The sequence below is a fragment of the Flavobacterium sp. PLA-DH12 genome, assembly GCF_059511845.1.
Map to the genome: position 1 here is coordinate 42,488 of NZ_JCAMPD010000010.1, position 16,842 is coordinate 59,329.

General features: G+C 36.0%; 11 protein-coding genes. 7 read left to right on the plus strand and 4 right to left on the minus strand.

Annotation, left to right across the window (positions count from 1 at the left end):
- The first annotated feature begins 62 nt into the window (after positions 1-62).
- The 7 genes from AC5ZCW_RS18220 (at position 63) to AC5ZCW_RS18250 (ending at position 13,541) form a co-directional block, all read left to right on the plus strand.
- Positions 63-2,417, plus strand: a complete 2,355-nt coding sequence (locus AC5ZCW_RS18220) for a mechanosensitive ion channel family protein (RefSeq protein WP_343544618.1) — start codon at positions 63-65, stop codon at positions 2,415-2,417.
- A gap of 420 nt (positions 2,418-2,837) precedes the next feature.
- Positions 2,838-3,449: a phage tail protein gene (locus tag AC5ZCW_RS18225; RefSeq protein WP_496121123.1), complete on the plus strand. Its 612-nt coding sequence runs from the start codon at positions 2,838-2,840 to the stop codon at positions 3,447-3,449.
- A 10-nt stretch (positions 3,450-3,459) separates the two neighbouring features.
- The gene (locus tag AC5ZCW_RS18230; RefSeq protein ID WP_496121124.1) at positions 3,460-4,056 is read left to right on the plus strand and encodes a phage tail protein; all 597 of its coding nucleotides are present in this window, start codon (positions 3,460-3,462) and stop codon (positions 4,054-4,056) included.
- Positions 4,057-4,067: 11 nt separating this feature from the next.
- Positions 4,068-4,664, plus strand: a complete 597-nt coding sequence (locus AC5ZCW_RS18235; RefSeq protein ID WP_496121125.1) for a phage tail protein — start codon at positions 4,068-4,070, stop codon at positions 4,662-4,664.
- Positions 4,665-4,675: 11 nt separating this feature from the next.
- On the plus strand, positions 4,676-11,353 hold the full coding sequence (locus AC5ZCW_RS18240) for an MBG domain-containing protein (RefSeq protein ID WP_496121126.1): 6,678 nt from the start codon (positions 4,676-4,678) through the stop codon (positions 11,351-11,353).
- Positions 11,354-11,382: 29 nt separating this feature from the next.
- The gene (locus AC5ZCW_RS18245; protein ID WP_496121127.1) at positions 11,383-12,693 is read left to right on the plus strand and encodes an OmpA family protein; all 1,311 of its coding nucleotides are present in this window, start codon (positions 11,383-11,385) and stop codon (positions 12,691-12,693) included.
- A gap of 251 nt (positions 12,694-12,944) precedes the next feature.
- Positions 12,945-13,541: a Crp/Fnr family transcriptional regulator gene (locus AC5ZCW_RS18250; RefSeq protein WP_281632765.1), complete on the plus strand. Its 597-nt coding sequence runs from the start codon at positions 12,945-12,947 to the stop codon at positions 13,539-13,541.
- A gap of 139 nt (positions 13,542-13,680) precedes the next feature.
- On the opposite strand, the gene AC5ZCW_RS18255 is transcribed toward AC5ZCW_RS18250, so the two are convergent.
- From AC5ZCW_RS18255 to AC5ZCW_RS18270, 4 genes are read right to left on the minus strand one after another with little or no spacing between them, the layout of a single operon-like run.
- The gene (locus AC5ZCW_RS18255; protein ID WP_496121128.1) at positions 13,681-14,052 is read right to left on the minus strand and encodes a group III truncated hemoglobin; all 372 of its coding nucleotides are present in this window, start codon (positions 14,050-14,052) and stop codon (positions 13,681-13,683) included.
- Positions 14,053-14,083: 31 nt separating this feature from the next.
- Complete coding sequence (locus tag AC5ZCW_RS18260; protein WP_496121129.1) at positions 14,084-14,851, minus strand: ABC transporter permease; 768 nt, start codon at positions 14,849-14,851, stop codon at positions 14,084-14,086.
- On the minus strand, positions 14,835-15,557 hold the full coding sequence (locus AC5ZCW_RS18265) for an ABC transporter ATP-binding protein (RefSeq protein WP_496121130.1): 723 nt from the start codon (positions 15,555-15,557) through the stop codon (positions 14,835-14,837). The genes AC5ZCW_RS18260 and AC5ZCW_RS18265 overlap by 17 nt, the downstream gene beginning before the upstream one ends.
- Positions 15,554-16,786: a nitrous oxide reductase family maturation protein NosD gene (locus AC5ZCW_RS18270; RefSeq protein WP_496121131.1), complete on the minus strand. Its 1,233-nt coding sequence runs from the start codon at positions 16,784-16,786 to the stop codon at positions 15,554-15,556. Before AC5ZCW_RS18270 ends, AC5ZCW_RS18265 begins: the two co-directional genes overlap by 4 nt.
- Positions 16,787-16,842 lie beyond the last annotated feature (56 nt).

Here is a 16,842-nt window from a genome sequence, read left to right on the forward strand (position 1 = left end):
TTTCTTAACTGAAAGTCATTCAAAAAAAATTAAATTTGGGCTCCCAAATAAGCCCTTAAATTATGATTATTCAAAAAAGAACCTTTTATTTTTTCTCTTTATTTTTACTTCTTTTCTTCTCGCAGTTTAATTATGCGCAAGAGCAAAAAACAATCAAAAAAGAAAGCCGCGGAAGACTTTTTAATGACACTACAGCTACAGACAGCGATTACTTAATGGCAATTGAAAAAGCCGGAGAAGTATTAGAATCTGCCTATAATGATATTGATTTTGCTGGTGATACGCGCCATCTTTTTGGCGATATGAAACGTACAGAAAGTAAATTGGATTTAATTTTAGCCAGTTTAAAAGGAGCGAATCCTAATGTACGCAATCAGCAGATGTATCGTGTTGTATTGCAGGAAATTCAGCAGGAATTAGAAGAACAGAATAAAGCAATCAATGCCAAAAATCTGGATCTAGAAAATATTAAAAAACGTGTAATTGATCTTCGCAAAGACAAAACTTTAATTACGCTGTTAAAGGATACTATTCGTCGTAAACAATTTCAAAAAGAGTTCGGAAACCTTAGAAAGAGATATGTTGCCACTGATAGTTTGATGACTAAAAACCAGACTACTTTAAACAATAAAAAAAGGTTAACGGTTCAACGCAAAATTTCAGTTTCTAATGCTTTGACAACTGTTGAAGGCAAACTGGAAAAATCTGGAATCAGTATTTTTAAGAAAGAATATCCTTCTCTATGGCAGATTAATGACACCGCTTCTAAGAAAAGGGTTACTCACAACATTAAAGCAAAAATTATAATCGAAGAAAATGTTGCTGCCTACTATCTAAGCTATAAAGCTGGCGGACTTATTACGTTATGTTTCTTTATGGGACTTTTATTTTGGTACATTTCTCGAAATATCAAATTCCTTAAAACAAACGGTTATTCTGAAAATCTTCTGCTTTTAAACTTCAAATATTTAAATCGTGGAGTTTTACTTCCGGTATTAGTAATCGCTTTGAATATTGCTGTTGTAACCAATTTGTATGCTCCTGCTTTATTTTTAGAATTGATTCAGCTTTTCCTTTTAGGCGTTTTAATTTTCCTTTTCAAAAATCAATGGTCTGGTGTTGCCATGAGAAATTGGCTTTATCTTTTAGGATTATTCTTCGCACTTTGCTTTCTGGATTTGTTTATTACAATTGGATTATTGCAGCGTTTTGCATTTGTTGCCATTAATGTTTTAGGAATTCGCTATGGTTTTGTTCAGATAAAAACACTTAAAGAAGAGCTTTACATAAAAGGCTTTTTTAAATGGGCAAGTATCATTTTTATCGGGTTAAATATTTTATCAATTCTTTACAACTTATTTGGAAGAGTCTCTCTTTCTAATATGCTAACCATTACGGCTTTTATATCGCTTACTCAAATCGTTGCTTTAAGTGTCCTTTTGAAGATTATTTTGGAAATTATTCTGCTTCAAATTTACACTACTAGAGTAAAAAGAGGAATTGAAAAAATGTTTGATTATGAAAGTTTATCAGATACTTTAAAAAAACCTTTTATTATTGTTATTAGCTATATGTGGCTGATTGTGATTGCGTCAAATTTGAATATTTGGGAATCGCTTCGTGCTTCTCTGACTAAGCTGTTAAGTCATCCAAATACAATAGGAAGCATTACATTTACTCTTGGTAATATTGTTTTATTCTTTATTATTATTTGGGCAGCACATTTGCTTCAAAAGTATGTTGCGTATTTCTTTGGTGAAATTGACGATGAAAATGAAGAAAACATCAATAAAAGACAGCATTCAAAATTGCTTATTACAAGATTGGTTGTTCTTATAAGCGGGTATCTGCTTGCTGTCGCAGCTTCTGGAATGCCTTTAGACAAATTGAGTATTCTTCTTGGTGCTTTAGGTGTTGGTGTCGGACTTGGGCTTCAGAACGTTGTAAACAATTTTGTATCGGGAATTATCCTGATTTTTGATAAACCTATTCAAGTTGGTGATGTCGTAGAAATTAGTTCCGAATCTGGCCGAATCAAATCGATGGGACTTCGTACAACTAAAATCAATGCTCCAAACGGTGCCGAAATTATAATCCCGAATGGTAACTTATTATCTCAAAATATCACGAACTGGACGTATACGGACAATTTTAAATTGGTTGAAATTACTGTTGAAATCAACGGAGAAACAATTCCAGAGGAAATTAATGCAATCGTAAACGAAACGCTTGCTAATCTTCCATTAGTAAACAATTCAAAACCATCACAAATATATTATAGTTCAATTTCTGACGGGAAATATAAGCTTTTAATCAAATTTTGGTGTAGTATTTACAGGACGGAAGAAACGATAAGTTCAGCAAGGCAAGAGCTTTATATCAGTTTTAAAAACAAGGGTTTAACTTTTTCCAGTTAATCAAAACCAAGCTAAATACAAAAAGAACTGCCTTTTATAAGGCAGTTCTTTTTGTATATAAACTGGTCTATTATGTACTATAAGCATTTTTCATGCAAGATTTTATTGAATAGTTATGTTTGAAATATCTGAGACAGAATTAATCTTGTGATATTATAAGATAAATTCTAAAAAACCATTGAGATATTTTTCTGATTTTCAGTGAAAGATTAAAAAATGGGTATTTTCACCTATTTTAAAAGTGCCTGCAGAACCTTACTTTTGTCTTATTACACTTGGCCTATTCCTTTCTTTATAAAAAATCAAACATCAATTGATTAAAGAAATTAAAAACTAACTTTTTGCGAATAATCATTTTTTAACATTCTAATATTAGGTCGGAATAAAAAATCTATTTGCAATTAACACTAATATTTACTTATGAAAAAAAACTACTTTCTAACTTTTGTGCTATTATTTTTTACGAGTTTTCTATTTGCTCAAGTAGATGAATACACAGGAGAAATTCGTCTTTTTGCTGGCAATTATGCACCTGCTGGCTGGACATTTTGTGATGGTCGCACATTACCAATAAGCCAATACACTGCTCTGTATTCTATCATTGGCACAAGTTATGGCGGTGACGGAAAAACTACGTTTAATCTTCCAGATTTACGAAGCCGAGTTCCTATTGGTGCTGGACAGTCAAACTCGGGATCGCTTTACGTTGTAGGGCAAACAGGCGGCCAAGAATTAATAACTATTTTACCTAATGAGATGCCTTATCATACTCATTCTGCATCAATTACTGTTAGTAACGAAAATGCTTCTACAACCGTTCCCTCTTCGAGCTCAAGCATTGCAGTTTCAGGAATAAATTCGGGTAGAACTTTTGTTGCCAATTCAGGATATAGTTCTGGTGCAGGCAATATAGATATTCAAACTATTACTACTACTCCCACAGGTTCAGGAAATGCGGTTAAGCTATCAAGACCAGCTCTTGGACTAAACTATATCATTTCTTTGAATGCTACTTATCCTCCACGTCCATAAATTTAAACATATGAAAAAAAAATACTTACTACTCATTATTCTTGTACTATTAGCTAAATCAACTTTTGCACAGATTCCTTTTGTGGGTGAAATAAGATTGTTTCCCGGCCAAATCGTTCCAAAAGGATGGATGAAATGCGAAGGGCAAACTTTGTCCATAAATTCAAACCAAGCTTTATTTAGTATTTTAGGTGTCATCTACGGCGGCAATGGAATAACAACTTTTATGCTTCCTGATCTTAGAAATAAAATGGCTATTGGAGTTGATCAAACTAACACCACTTTAGGACAATCAAAAGCTGGAAATAATACTATAACAACTGCTAATTTGCCTGCTCATGTACATTCTGTTACAATAAAAGCATCTTCGGCTACAGCAAATTCAAAGGAACCTTCATCAGCCGTATCATTGGCTGCCCCTTTTCAAAACTTTAATAATTCTAATCGAAATATTAATTATTACAATTCATCTTCTGCAAATGTTACACTTCCAGCTACAAGTTTATCCCTATCAAATTCTGGAGCAGGAAGTCCTGTTGCACTTCAGCCTAGTTTGTCAGGTAACTATTGTATAGCAATTAACGGACTTTATCCATCTCGCAATTAATAAAAAAAAATATGAAAATAAAATACATTTTAATATTTGTTCTTTTTCTATCCACAAAAGCAATTCACGCGCAAGTCGATTGTTACATAGGAGAAATTAGGCTTTTCACAGGTAATTATGCTCCACTAGGATGGCATATTTGTGATGGAAGTGCTTTACAAATTAGCGGTAATGAAATATTATACACTTTAATAGGCACCACTTATGGCGGTGATGGCATAACGACATTTGCCTTGCCAGATTACCGAGGTCGTGTCGCAATAGGAGCATCGTCCAATTCAATTGAAGGAACAGTAGACGGATCAGAATCGATTACTTTAACGGTCAATAATTTACCCACACACACACATAGCGGAAATATCAAAGTGAGTTCTGCAAAAGCAACAACAAACGTTGCTTCCACCAACTCTTCTATTGCATCTCCTTCTATAACGGTAAACAATATAACAAGAGATGTGCTGGGTTATAATGAAAAGACACCAAACACTACTTTGGCTCCTGTAAGTTCAACTCCTGTTGGTAATAATTTACCCATAAATGTGATGCAACCTTACACAGCAATTAACTATATAATAGCCTTACAGGGCATATTTCCACGTAGTAATTAAAAACAGACAACATGAGAAAAATATACTCTATAATACTGGTCATATTCGTCTTTTCTAGTTCCATTTTTGCTCAATCGACAGAAACATTTGAGACAGAAAGTGCTGGTAGTCTTTCTTTTACAGATAATGGCGTAATTTTTAATATTACTTCACAAAAGGGAGGAACATTTGCAATATCAGCTTATGGCGGAACAGGATGGAGCGGTACAGCTCCCGATAATAAATATATTGACAATTCAAATACCGCAGATATTGGCATTCCAGTTCAATTTACAATTAAAAGCGCTTCTTCTCCATTTAAATTAAAGTCAATTTATCTTCTTCTGAGACAATCAGATTTAGATACTGGAGCAGGAACTTGCACAATTACAGGAAAACTAAACGGAGCTACTGTCTTTACCACAACTGGAAATTCTGGATTTAATATTGACAACTCAATTAGTAATGGTTACACGAACATAGATTTGAGTACTTATGGAGGTTTCGATTATTCTAATGCGATAATAGATGAATATGTAATAAGTACTACCGGAACCTTTGAGTATGTTGCACTTGATGCTATGAAATGGGAAAAGATTCTCTCGACAATTACTGCACCTGCTAATTTGCCAACTTTTGCAGCGTGCTCAGGCACACCTTCTGCGCAACAATCCTTTACTGTTTCTGGCACAAATTTAAATAGCAATGTAACAATTACGCCTCCAACGGGTTATGAAATTTCTCTAAGTTCAGGCAGTAATTTTACTTCTAGCATTACCTTAGCTTCAGGCGGTTCAACACTATCTCCTACTCAGATATATGTACGTACAAATTCGAGCGCTAACAATAATCCATCAGGAAATATTGTCATTGCATCACTAGGAGCGCCAAGCGTTACTGTTGCTGTGTCAAGCACAATAACTCCTTCACCAATAGTAAGTCAATCACCTGTAAGCAAAGTAGTATGCTTTGGATCAAATACTACCTTTAGCATTACTGATTTGGGAGCAACTTCTTACCAATGGTATCAAGATGCAGCTGGTATTATAACTCCTGTTTCCAATGGAGGCACATCTCCTTCATTCTCCAATGCTACTACAAAGACATTAAGCATATCGAATGTAAACTCAAGTATAAACGGATATAAATATTACTGTATCGCTTCAAATGGCTCGTGCTCTATTACTACAAGTTCGGCTGTTTTGACCGTTTCTCCAGAAATTATCAGCAATGTTTCGGCTAACACCCCAAGTGCTTATGGAGCCAACAATGGTACAGCAACAGTTACTGTATCTGGAGGCAGTTCAAACTATTCTTATTCTTGGGCTCCTAGCGGTGGTACTCGTGCTACAGCTTCCGGTCTTGCTCCAATGACATATACCGTTACTATTACAGATAACTTTGCGTGTACCAGCACGCAAACAGTAGTAATAGCAGAATCTCCAGGAGCTTCTACTAATGTAACTTCACTAAGCGGATTTACTTCTTGTCCAAATTTACCTTCTTCTCCACAGAGCTTTAGAGTAAAAGCTGGTCAGTTATCTTCAAATTTAGATTTATCTGCTCCGGCAGGCTTTGAAATAGCAACAACGGCTGGAGGTTCTTACACCCCTAACTTATCTATCACACCTTCCGGTGGTATTGTAACCGATCGGAACATATTTATACGTATCGCTGCAACAGCCACAGGAACACCCTCTGGAAATTTAACTGTTTCTTCTACGGGAATTCCAACAAAAAATCTAGCATTATCTGGGACTATAACTCCAGTACCTGCAATAACTTCACAACCTTCTTCGAATACAATCTGTACAGGCGGCAGTACTACCTTTAATATAAATACAACTAATGCAACTTCATATAAATGGCAAGTAGATGAAGGTAGTGGATTTGGAGACATTTTAAATGGTGGTCCATATTCTGGTGTTACTAGTACTACTCTTACAATAACTGGGGCAACAGCAGCAATGAGAGGCAATGTATATAGAGCTTTGGCAACAAATAGCTGTAACACTACCGCCTATTCAAACAATGCTACACTAATTGTAAATTCTGCTCCGTCTATAACAACACAGCCTTCATCTACATCAGTTTGTATTGGTGACAATGCCGCTTTTTCTGTTACAGCATCTAATGCAACAGGATACCAATGGTATGTAGATAAAGGGACAGGATTTAACGCCATATCAAACAATGCTCAATTTTCTGGTGTTACTACCTCTACTCTTACAATAAATGGAGCAACTGCCGAACTAGGTGGTTATGCATATAGAGTAGTAGTGACAGGAGGATGTAATCCTTCCGCAACTTCAGTTAATGTAAACTTAACAATAAATTCTGCGCCTTCTATAACAGGACAGCCTTCTGCAAGCTCTGTGTGCCAAGGAGCTAATACTACCTTTACTGCTATTGCTTCTAATGCAACAATATATCAATGGCAGGTAGACAAAGGTGAAGGTGATGGATTTGCCAATATATCAGACGGTGGGCCTTATTCTGGAGTAAATAACGCAACTCTTACAGTAACTGGAGCGACAGTGGCAATGAACGGGTATTCATACAGAGCTATAGCAGCCGGCATTTGTACCACTCCAGCCACTTCAAACAGTGCAAAGCTTACTGTAAATGCTGCTCCTGCTATTACATCAAACCCTTCATCAATAGCTATCTGCTCTGGTGGCACTACTACTTTTTCAGTAACTGCATCAAATGCAACAGCATACAAGTGGCAGGTAGATAATGGTCAAGGTGCAGGATTTGTCGATGTGCAAAACAACGCTCCTTACAGTGGTATTACTACTTCTACCCTAACTATAACTGGGGCGCCTGCGGCATTTAACGGATATAAATATAGAGCTGTCGTTGGCGGAACATGTCCCCCTTCAGCTACTTCAAGTAATGCAACCTTAACTGTTAACTATATTACTATACTTACACCGAAAGTTGACATAGCTTGTTTTGGTGATGCAACTGGTCAAGCAACTGCAACTGCAACTGGTGGAACTGGTTCCTATACATACTCATGGTCTAATGGAGGAGATACAGCCACTATAACAGGATTAATAGCAGGAACTTACAGTGTAACTGTGACAGATGAAAACTCATGTTCCAATACAGCTAGTGTGACAATAGGACAGCCAGCAAGTGCACTCACGCTTGCAAAAGGCACTGTAAATAATACTTCTTGTTATAGAGGTGCTAATGGAACAGCTCAAGTGATTGCTTCAGGCGGTACACGAAATTATACTTACTCTTGGAATACTAATCCTATCCAGACAACTGCAACTGCAACTGGACTTTCTGCCGGAACTTATACTGTAACCGTAAAAGATGCAAACCAATGTGTAAAAACACTTGATTTCCCTATATCTGAACCACCTGCATTTACAATAACTTCAAGTCAAACCAATATTTCTTGCAATGGCGGATCAAATGGTACAGCAACTGTAAATGTTACTGGAGGAACTGGAGCTTATACTTACTCGTGGGCTCCATCTGGAGGAAGTGCAGCAACTGCATCTGGTCTTCAAGCAGGAACTTATACTGTAACAATAAATGATGCTAACAACTGTCAGACTTCACAAAGCTTTACCTTTATAGACCCACCAGTTTTAAACGCAACACAATCTCAGACAGATGTTTTATGCAATGGCGGAGCGACTGGAACTGCAACTGTTAGCGCATCTGGCGGTTCTGGCAACCTGACCTATTTGTGGACTCCATCTAGACAAACGGGAGCTACGGCTACTGGACTTTCTGCTGGTACTTACACTTGTAAAATTACAGATGCTAACAGCTGTTTTATTACCAAAACGTTTATGATTGGTGAACCGTCTGCACTAAACGCAAGTACAACTCAAATAGATGCTACTTGTTCTACGGGTGGTGAAGCCACAGTAATACCATCTGGAGGTGTTGGAGGTTATAGCTATTCTTGGGCACCTTCTGGAGGGATTGCTGCTACTGCACGCGGATTATCAGCTGGTACTTATCACTGTACAATCACAGATGGGAATGGTTGTTCTATTATCAGAAACGTTACTATCAATACAACCAACACTGTAGTCGCTACTGCTGATAAAACTGATGTACTTTGCAATGGAGCAAGTACAGGCTCTGCTTGGGTTGTTCCATCAGGAGCTCCTGGACCGTTTACCTACGAATGGACTCCAAATGTAGGAAACACTAGTAGAGTTTATGACCTAGCAGCAGGAAATTATTCTGTAAAAATTACCGCTAACAATGGCTGTTCTATTGTAAAAAACTTTACAATCAATGAACCGTCAGCTATTGTAATAACACCGGGAGCAAAAACAAATGTTAGCTGCAATGGCGGAAACAATGGTTCTGCAAGTGTTTCAGCAACCGGAGGAACTGGAACTTATACTTACTCATGGAATACAACACCTGTCCAATCAACAGCTACTGCAACTGGTCTTAAAGCGGGAACTTACACTGTAACCGTAAAAGATGCTAACTCTTGTACGAAAACACAAAGTGTCATCATAACAGAACCTGATGCACTTATTGCTACAACATCTCAAACTGATGTTTCTTGTAATGGAGGTTCTAACGGATCTGCAACAGTAAATGTAACTGGAGGAACAGGTCTTTATACCTATTCTTGGGCACCATCAGGAGGAACTAATGCGACTGCTTCTGGTTTAGCAGCAGGAACATATACAGTTACTGTCAAAGATGCCAATTTATGTCAGACTACGGCAACTGTAACTATAGCTGAACCACCTGTTCTTAAAGCAACGATAGCCAAAACAGATGTTTTATGTAATCAGGCAAATAACGGAACGGCAACTGTAATTCCTTCTGGAGGAACCTTTCCTTACACCTATTCATGGTCACCATCTGGAGGATCTGATGCTACTGCAACAGGATTAAGTCCAAACACTTATTTTGTTACAGTGACCGATGCAAATGGATGTTTTGTAACAGAGTCTGTACAGATTACTGAGCCTTCTGCCCTTTCAGCATCAGACACACATACCAATGTTTCCTGCCACGGAGGCAATAACGGCATGGCATCTGTAGTTGCAACTGGCGGAACTGGAACTTACACATACTCTTGGGCTCCATCTGGTGGAAATACTGCAACCGCAACTGGTCTTACTGCCGGAATATATACTGTAACGGTTACAGATGAGAATTTATGTTTTGTTACCAATACCATTACTATTACGGAACCTGATGCTTTAAATTTAACCACAACTCCTGTAGACGTATCTTGTCATAATGGAAATAACGGATCAGCTACAGTAAGCGTAACAGGTGGTACAGGTGCTTATTCTTACTCTTGGTCGCCATTTGGTGGAAATGCAGCAACTGCAACTAATCTTACTGCGGGAACTTACACTGTAACGGTTACAGATGCGAATTCTTGTTCCGCTTCTGCAACTGTCAAAATAATGCAGCCTGTTAATCCAGTAATTTTAAATACGAATGCTATTTCAGAAATAACAGTAACTGGCGCTTCTTTATCTGGTACAGCATCTTCTGACGGAATAAACACAGATAATGGATCTTGTCTAACAGAGGTTGGTTTTGTATATGCACAGCATGCCAATCCAACAATTGACGACACTAGAATTAATGCTACAGCAACATTAGGAACATTTACAAATTCTCTATCTGGATTAAAAGGAAATAGAACTTACTATGTTAGAACGTATGCTGTAAACAGTAATGGTTTTGTCAATTATGGAAACGAAGTAAATTTTACAACACAAAAATATACTCTTACTATAACTGCCACAACAGGACATACAAAAGTGTATGGTACAGCTGATCCTGTATTCAATTATACTGCTTCAGGTTTTGCTAACGGAGACACAAACGCAATACTTAGCGGTCTACTTACAAGAGATGCTGGAGAAAATGTTGGAAAATACAACATCAAACTGGGAACAATCAATGCTGGTGCAGATTACGTAATTGCTTTTACTGGAGCAGAATTTGAAATTACAAAAGCTAACCAAACGATAACTTGGAATCAGACTCTAGAATTTGGCTGTGCCGATTCTAATAGTGTGGCTTTAACTGCAACAACCGACAGCGGTTTGCCAGTTTCTTATGCCATTGCAAACACAGCATTGGGTACAATTTCTGGATCGGCATTAAACATTACAGAATCAGGAAACTCAACCATTACTGCAACACAAAATGGCGACGAAAATCATAATGCGGCGACAGCTATAGTTAAGCCATTAGAAATAAGCCAGTCCGGACTTGTTATACAGCAATGGGCAAATGTTCTGCTCTTTGACAACAAATCAAATAATTTTGTGGCTTGGCAATGGTATAAAAACGGAACAGCCATATCTGGCGCTACCCGTCAGTATTACAGCGAAATTCAGCCTTTAAATGGTACTTATCATGTAATTGCAAAAGATAAAAACGGAAATTCAATTAAATCTTGTCCAACTGAGACTACTGGAACGGCGTTCAGCAAGAAAATCAAAATCTATCCAAACCCAGTTAGACCAGGAGCAGAATTTACTTTAGAGTGTGATTTTAGCGAATCTCAACTAAACGGATCTGAGATAGTTATTTATGACATCACAGGAAAATTACTGCAGACTATTTCAAATGCAAAAGCCAAAAATCAGATTATTGCTCCCTCGCAGGCAGCCTTATACATTGTGGTTCTTAAACTGGCAGATGGTCAGCTTAAAACAATCAATTTATTGGTTAAATAAAAATGAGATTTAATTTAAAATTACAAGTAATGAAGGTTAAAACCACTATAGCTATACTACTGCTGTTTAGCGTCACAATAAAAGCACAGGAAATTAATTTTAAAATTAATGGCGGTCCATCGGGTATTCTCTATGATAGTACTATTGGAGACGGTAAACTGAAATTTGGAGGAGGAATAGGTGTCGGATACACCTATTTCTTCAGCAATCACTGGGGAATCTCAACAGGAGTTGATGTTACGTACAATCAAAATAGTTTTAAATTGAACAACGGAACCACAATTTCAACTTATGAAGTAGACGACCAGACTTCTGCATTTGAGTATCAAGTAACACCAACTAACTATAAAGAAGAACAGCATTTTATTGGTGTGGCGATTCCGCTAATGATGCAATACAGAACCTCAATTGCTTCTCAGACACAATTGTATTTTGGATTTGGAGGAAAAATTATGTTTCCTGGAAAACAAACAGTAAAAGCTTCTGCTTCTGAGTTACAACTGAGCGGTTATTATCCAGATTTAAATCTTTTGATTGATGATCTGCCTTCTCACGGATTTGGCAAAGTAACCAATTGGCAGGATAAAACAACGGTAAGCTTAGATCCAGCTTTTATGTTAAGTTTTGAAACTGGTCTTACATTCAAATTAAAAGAGAAAACAAAGCTTTACACTGGTTTGTATGTTGATTACGGCTTAACTGATTTAGCAAAAGAAACGCCAAGCACCAATATCGTGGCATATGATCCAAACGGGCTTGACAATATTCAGGCAAACGGCACAATTGGAAATAGTAAAATAGTTCAGGAAAGCCGTTATTTATCTGCTGGTATTCAGTTGAAATTAGGCTTTTCATTAGCAAAAAACAGACAAGAACCAGTTCAGCCAAAAGCAGAAACAGTGACTGAGACAGTTCAAGTTCAGCAGGAAGCTCCAGTACAGCAAAAAACTGTCGAAACTCCGCCAGCCAAAAAAGAACTTACAGCTCCTGAAAAAACCTATGTTGAAAAACCTCTCGCGTTTCAAGAAGTTGGAAATACAAGCGTAACGCCAGAACTTGCTTCAAGATTAGATGAAATTGCTAAAATCTTAAAATCAAATCAAGATACAGAACTGAATATTACTGGGTATACTTGCGATATAGGAACAGAAAAACGCAATCTTGAAATTGGAATGAAAAGAGCCGAAGCTGTTGCCGATTATTTAAAAAATAAAGGAATAGAATCTAACCGTATGCATTTATTTTCAAAAGGAGAAACCGAGCCTTTGGTTCCTAATACTCCAGCAGAAAATAAACCTTTAAACAGAAGGGTTTCGCTTATACTGATAGACGCACAATAATTTTTTTAATCTACAATTGTATAAAGCATGATGCAAGAATTTAGCTCTTCATCATGCTTTTTCATTTTCATAAAACGCTCCATTATCTCACCATTATTTTCCAAATTTCATTTGAGTAAATTTTTATTTAAAAAACAATTCAAAAGCTAACAATTATCATATTTTCTTTCTTTTTTAATTCCTTCATTTGCCTTAATCAAAACAATACCAAACACTTAACCAATTCCTAATAACGTATTAATTGTTTCGCTATGCACATTGATACTGATTTGCTTTATACATGGGGAGCTGTAGCCAAAAAGGTTCCTAAAAACACCATTATTTTTTTTGAAAATGATGTTGCTCTTTCCTATTTTCAAATTTTAGAAGGAACTGTAAAAATGAGTTATACCAATGAAGATGGTAAAGATTTAACCGTTGGCATCTTTAATAACGGAAATAGTTTTGGCGAACCGCCACTTTTTATCGGGCAGCCCTACCCCGCTTCAGCAATTGCCCAGACGGACTGCGTTATTTTGAAATTATCCAAAACAAACTTTTTTTCTTTTCTTGAAGAAAACCCCGAAATGCAATTTAAAATACTCAAATTATTTGCATGGAAAATCTATAATAAAATTGTTTTTTCTAAAAATATAGTCAATCATAAACCGGAGCATCGCATTCAGTATTTTTTAGACAACTTAAAAAAACAACATGATATCGCGTCTTGTACAAAAATGAAAATTCCGTATACAAGACAAGAAATTGCAGATTTTACAGGTCTTCGTGTAGAAACCGTAATACGAACATTATCTCTTATGAACAAGAACAAAAAAATTGAAATCGTGGATCATAAATTATTTTATTAATTTCATTGCTTATGATTTGAATCATACTAAAACAGGACAATTTATTCTTTTTTTGTATCAAGGTTAAAAGAAATTATTAATTCAGTTCTAATATCTTTAAAAATAAAAACGGGAACTTTTTAAAGCTCCCGTTTTTGTATTAAGAAATGACTTTGTTCATCATCCACTTCGAAATATTTTCTGCTCTTACTTTTATCTCATCGGCTTTTTCTCCTTCAAACAAATCATCAACTGTCTTTTTCCAGAGCTTTGTCCAATGCCTAAAATGAGCTTCTGTAAGCGTACTTTTCTGATCTAACATTCGATGTTTCAACATAGGATTACCATCAAAATTTCCTGTATGAAAAAGTATGTTATCCCAAAAATCATACATAATCGGGAGGTGTTTTTGCCAATTGACCATCGCCACATCTGTAAACAAGTATCCTATAGTCAAATCTGATTTTACCTTTAAGTAAAAAGAATCGACCAATACAATTATGTCATCTTTATTTTTAATATCTGTTTTCATATTTCTTTTGTTCTGAATAAATAATAAAAGATTAAAGATCCTTACGGTCAAATTTTCTAACCGAAATTACAAACGGAACAGCAATCCACAAAACAAGCAGCAGAAAAGAAATCAGCAACCCGACAGTTGTTCCGAAAAAATCTTTGAAAATGGCTCCAGTATAACCCATCATGGCCGACTGATCCAGATGCAACAGTATTTGTATTCTAGCCAAATCAATTGGACTTGATGCTGTAACACCAACCATAGCTTCTTCAATTGGGTATTCTGCAAACTGAAACAAAAGGAACAATACAATCGCATCAAATAGTATCGCAAAATACATCCAAAATAAAATTGCCAGACCTATTCCTTTTGCTTTATCTCGAGTTAAAATACAGCTCAAAAAAGCCAGCGATACAAAAACAATCGAAATTAGACTTCCAGACAGCAGCATCATCAATCCTGCCATTCCTGGCGCATTTAATAAAAGAGGAATTCCTGCACCCAGAAAAAAAGCCAAAAACATCGCTATAGAAAGTCCTGTAAACAAACTAATCCAGATTTTTTTTCTTTTGATAGGCTGGCTCAGTAACAGTTCTATAAACTCGGAACTGTTGTAAATATAAATGGTTGAAAAAAGTATCGATACCAGCGGAACTGTGAATAAAATAACATTCAAAACAGTCAATAAACCTTTGGCTGTATTATCTTCCAGCATAAAAGATCCCCAAGAAAGCAATGCTAGAATTAATGCATAACTCACAACAATCTTGTTTTTAAGAATATCCAGTAAGACTATTTTAATTATTCTGTTCATGCTGTTTTTCTTTTAATATTGTGGCAATAGATTTTGAAATTTTAGTTTCTCCAGTTGATTCCAAAAGATCTTTTATAGTTTTATGAAAATGTACTTTTCCGTCCTGCATAAAAATGATTTGAGTAATCATATCGTCCAGTTCACTTAGCAAATGCGAAGTAATCAAGATTAATTTTCCTTTGTTTTTCTCTTTAATGATTTTCTCCTTCAAGATTTCAGCTGCCAATGGATCTAGTCCTGCAGTCGGTTCGTCTAGAATTAAAACATCTGGGTTAAAAAGGAAAGCTAATGTTGCACTTACTTTCTGCGTTGTTCCGCCAGAAAGTGTCCTCATTTGTTTGTCGCTCATTTTATCCAATTTGAAAGCTTTTATCAAATCTTCATCCAATTCCTTCTTCGAATTCCGAATCTTCTTGATCATTTCTATAATCTGAGAAATGGTCATATTATCAGGATAACGGCCAATTTGTGGCATATACCCTATTTTATTTCGATATTCGAACTTCTTTAAAATAGACTCTTCATGAAGTAAAATATCACCACTATCAGGCAATACCATTCCTAAGATCGATTTTATCAAAGTTGTTTTTCCACAGCCATTCGGACCTATAAGTGCAATGCATTCTCCAGCTTTAAACTCAAGGTTAACATCTTGCAAAACCTGTAGCCTTCCAAATTTTTTATTTATATTTTTTAAAGTAATCATAGTACAAAAGATTTCATTTCGGGAGATTCGTCGACAAAATTATCGGGTGTTATACTGGGCAAGATTTTTTCTGATTTATCCAAAAGCGTAATCATAAAACTTCGGAACAAAAGCATAGCCGACGGATTGTTTTCTGTAATAACAGCAAAAAGGCTCAGCGGATGAAAAGGCACATCGCCAATTCCGTCCCGATTTAAATCGTAGCCTTCATATTTATCCCAATAATTATTATTGAAATGATTTAGAACAAGGCTTCCGTTAGTACTGATATCGAAAGTATTGGAAAGAAAATTATTAAACGAAATCACATTATCCATACAGCTTGCCTGCACTTTCATTCCCCAGCCGTTGTCTTTAAAAATATTTCGTTCCAGTTTTACACGGCTTGTTCCTTCCATATAAATTCCAGAAGTATTTCGGATAAATTTATTTCCAACAATATAGCTGTCTGAAATTTCTTTGAGCAATAAACCATAAGCGGCATCACCCCAATTCTCTTCAAAATAATTGTTAAACATTTTTACATTTCTGGTAAACATAACCGCCACTCCAGCGCCATTATTTTTAAAAACATTACCGATGTAAGCATCATCATTGGAAAACATAAAATGCAATCCGTAACGAATGTTGGCTTTAGATACATTTCGCCAGATAACAGAATTAGAAACAAACTCAAAATAAATTCCGTCACGATGTCCCGAAATTCTATTTCCTATAATCTGCATGCTGTCGCTTTTCCAACAATGAATACCATTCCCGATACGCTGTTCTTCTTTTTGATAGGCTTTTATGGTATTGTTTTTTACGATGCAGTTTGATCCTTTCTGAACATAAATTCCGAAAAAGTTATTCTCTAAAAAATTGTCTTTTACGACAACTCCGATTTTATCATATATTTTTATTCCACAGGGATCATTAAGGGAAGCATATCCTGAATTGATCACTTTAAATCCAGAAAAAATTACGCTGTCGGCTTTTATTGAAACTACTTCATATTTTTGCTGTCCGTCCAGAACTGGCAAGTCTTTTCCCTGCAGAACTATTTTTTTATCTATAATAATATTGCCTTCTCGATAAATGCCTTTATTGACAATAATGGTATCTCCAGTTTTAGCAAGCTCTATTGCCTTTTTAATTGTTTTAACTGGCTTATCTGAACCTACTTCAATCTTTTGAGACCAGAGACAATTAAAAAACAATAGGAATGAAAGGCAAAAATGAAATTTCATGATTTAAGATTTTAATTAAGACGCCCTTTTAGGAATCATTATTTTCAAGACATAGA

Coding starts and splice junctions, on each gene's coding strand:
- AC5ZCW_RS18220 (WP_343544618.1), top strand. CDS start 63: ATGATTATTCAAAAAAGAACCTTTTATTTTTTCTCTTTATTTTTACTT.
- AC5ZCW_RS18225 (WP_496121123.1), top strand. CDS start 2,838: ATGAAAAAAAACTACTTTCTAACTTTTGTGCTATTATTTTTTACGAGT.
- AC5ZCW_RS18230 (WP_496121124.1), top strand. CDS start 3,460: ATGAAAAAAAAATACTTACTACTCATTATTCTTGTACTATTAGCTAAA.
- AC5ZCW_RS18235 (WP_496121125.1), top strand. CDS start 4,068: ATGAAAATAAAATACATTTTAATATTTGTTCTTTTTCTATCCACAAAA.
- AC5ZCW_RS18240 (WP_496121126.1), top strand. CDS start 4,676: ATGAGAAAAATATACTCTATAATACTGGTCATATTCGTCTTTTCTAGT.
- AC5ZCW_RS18245 (WP_496121127.1), top strand. CDS start 11,383: ATGAAGGTTAAAACCACTATAGCTATACTACTGCTGTTTAGCGTCACA.
- AC5ZCW_RS18250 (WP_281632765.1), top strand. CDS start 12,945: ATGCACATTGATACTGATTTGCTTTATACATGGGGAGCTGTAGCCAAA.
- AC5ZCW_RS18255 (WP_496121128.1), bottom strand. CDS start 14,052: ATGAAAACAGATATTAAAAATAAAGATGACATAATTGTATTGGTCGAT.
- AC5ZCW_RS18260 (WP_496121129.1), bottom strand. CDS start 14,851: ATGAACAGAATAATTAAAATAGTCTTACTGGATATTCTTAAAAACAAG.
- AC5ZCW_RS18265 (WP_496121130.1), bottom strand. CDS start 15,557: ATGATTACTTTAAAAAATATAAATAAAAAATTTGGAAGGCTACAGGTT.
- AC5ZCW_RS18270 (WP_496121131.1), bottom strand. CDS start 16,786: ATGAAATTTCATTTTTGCCTTTCATTCCTATTGTTTTTTAATTGTCTC.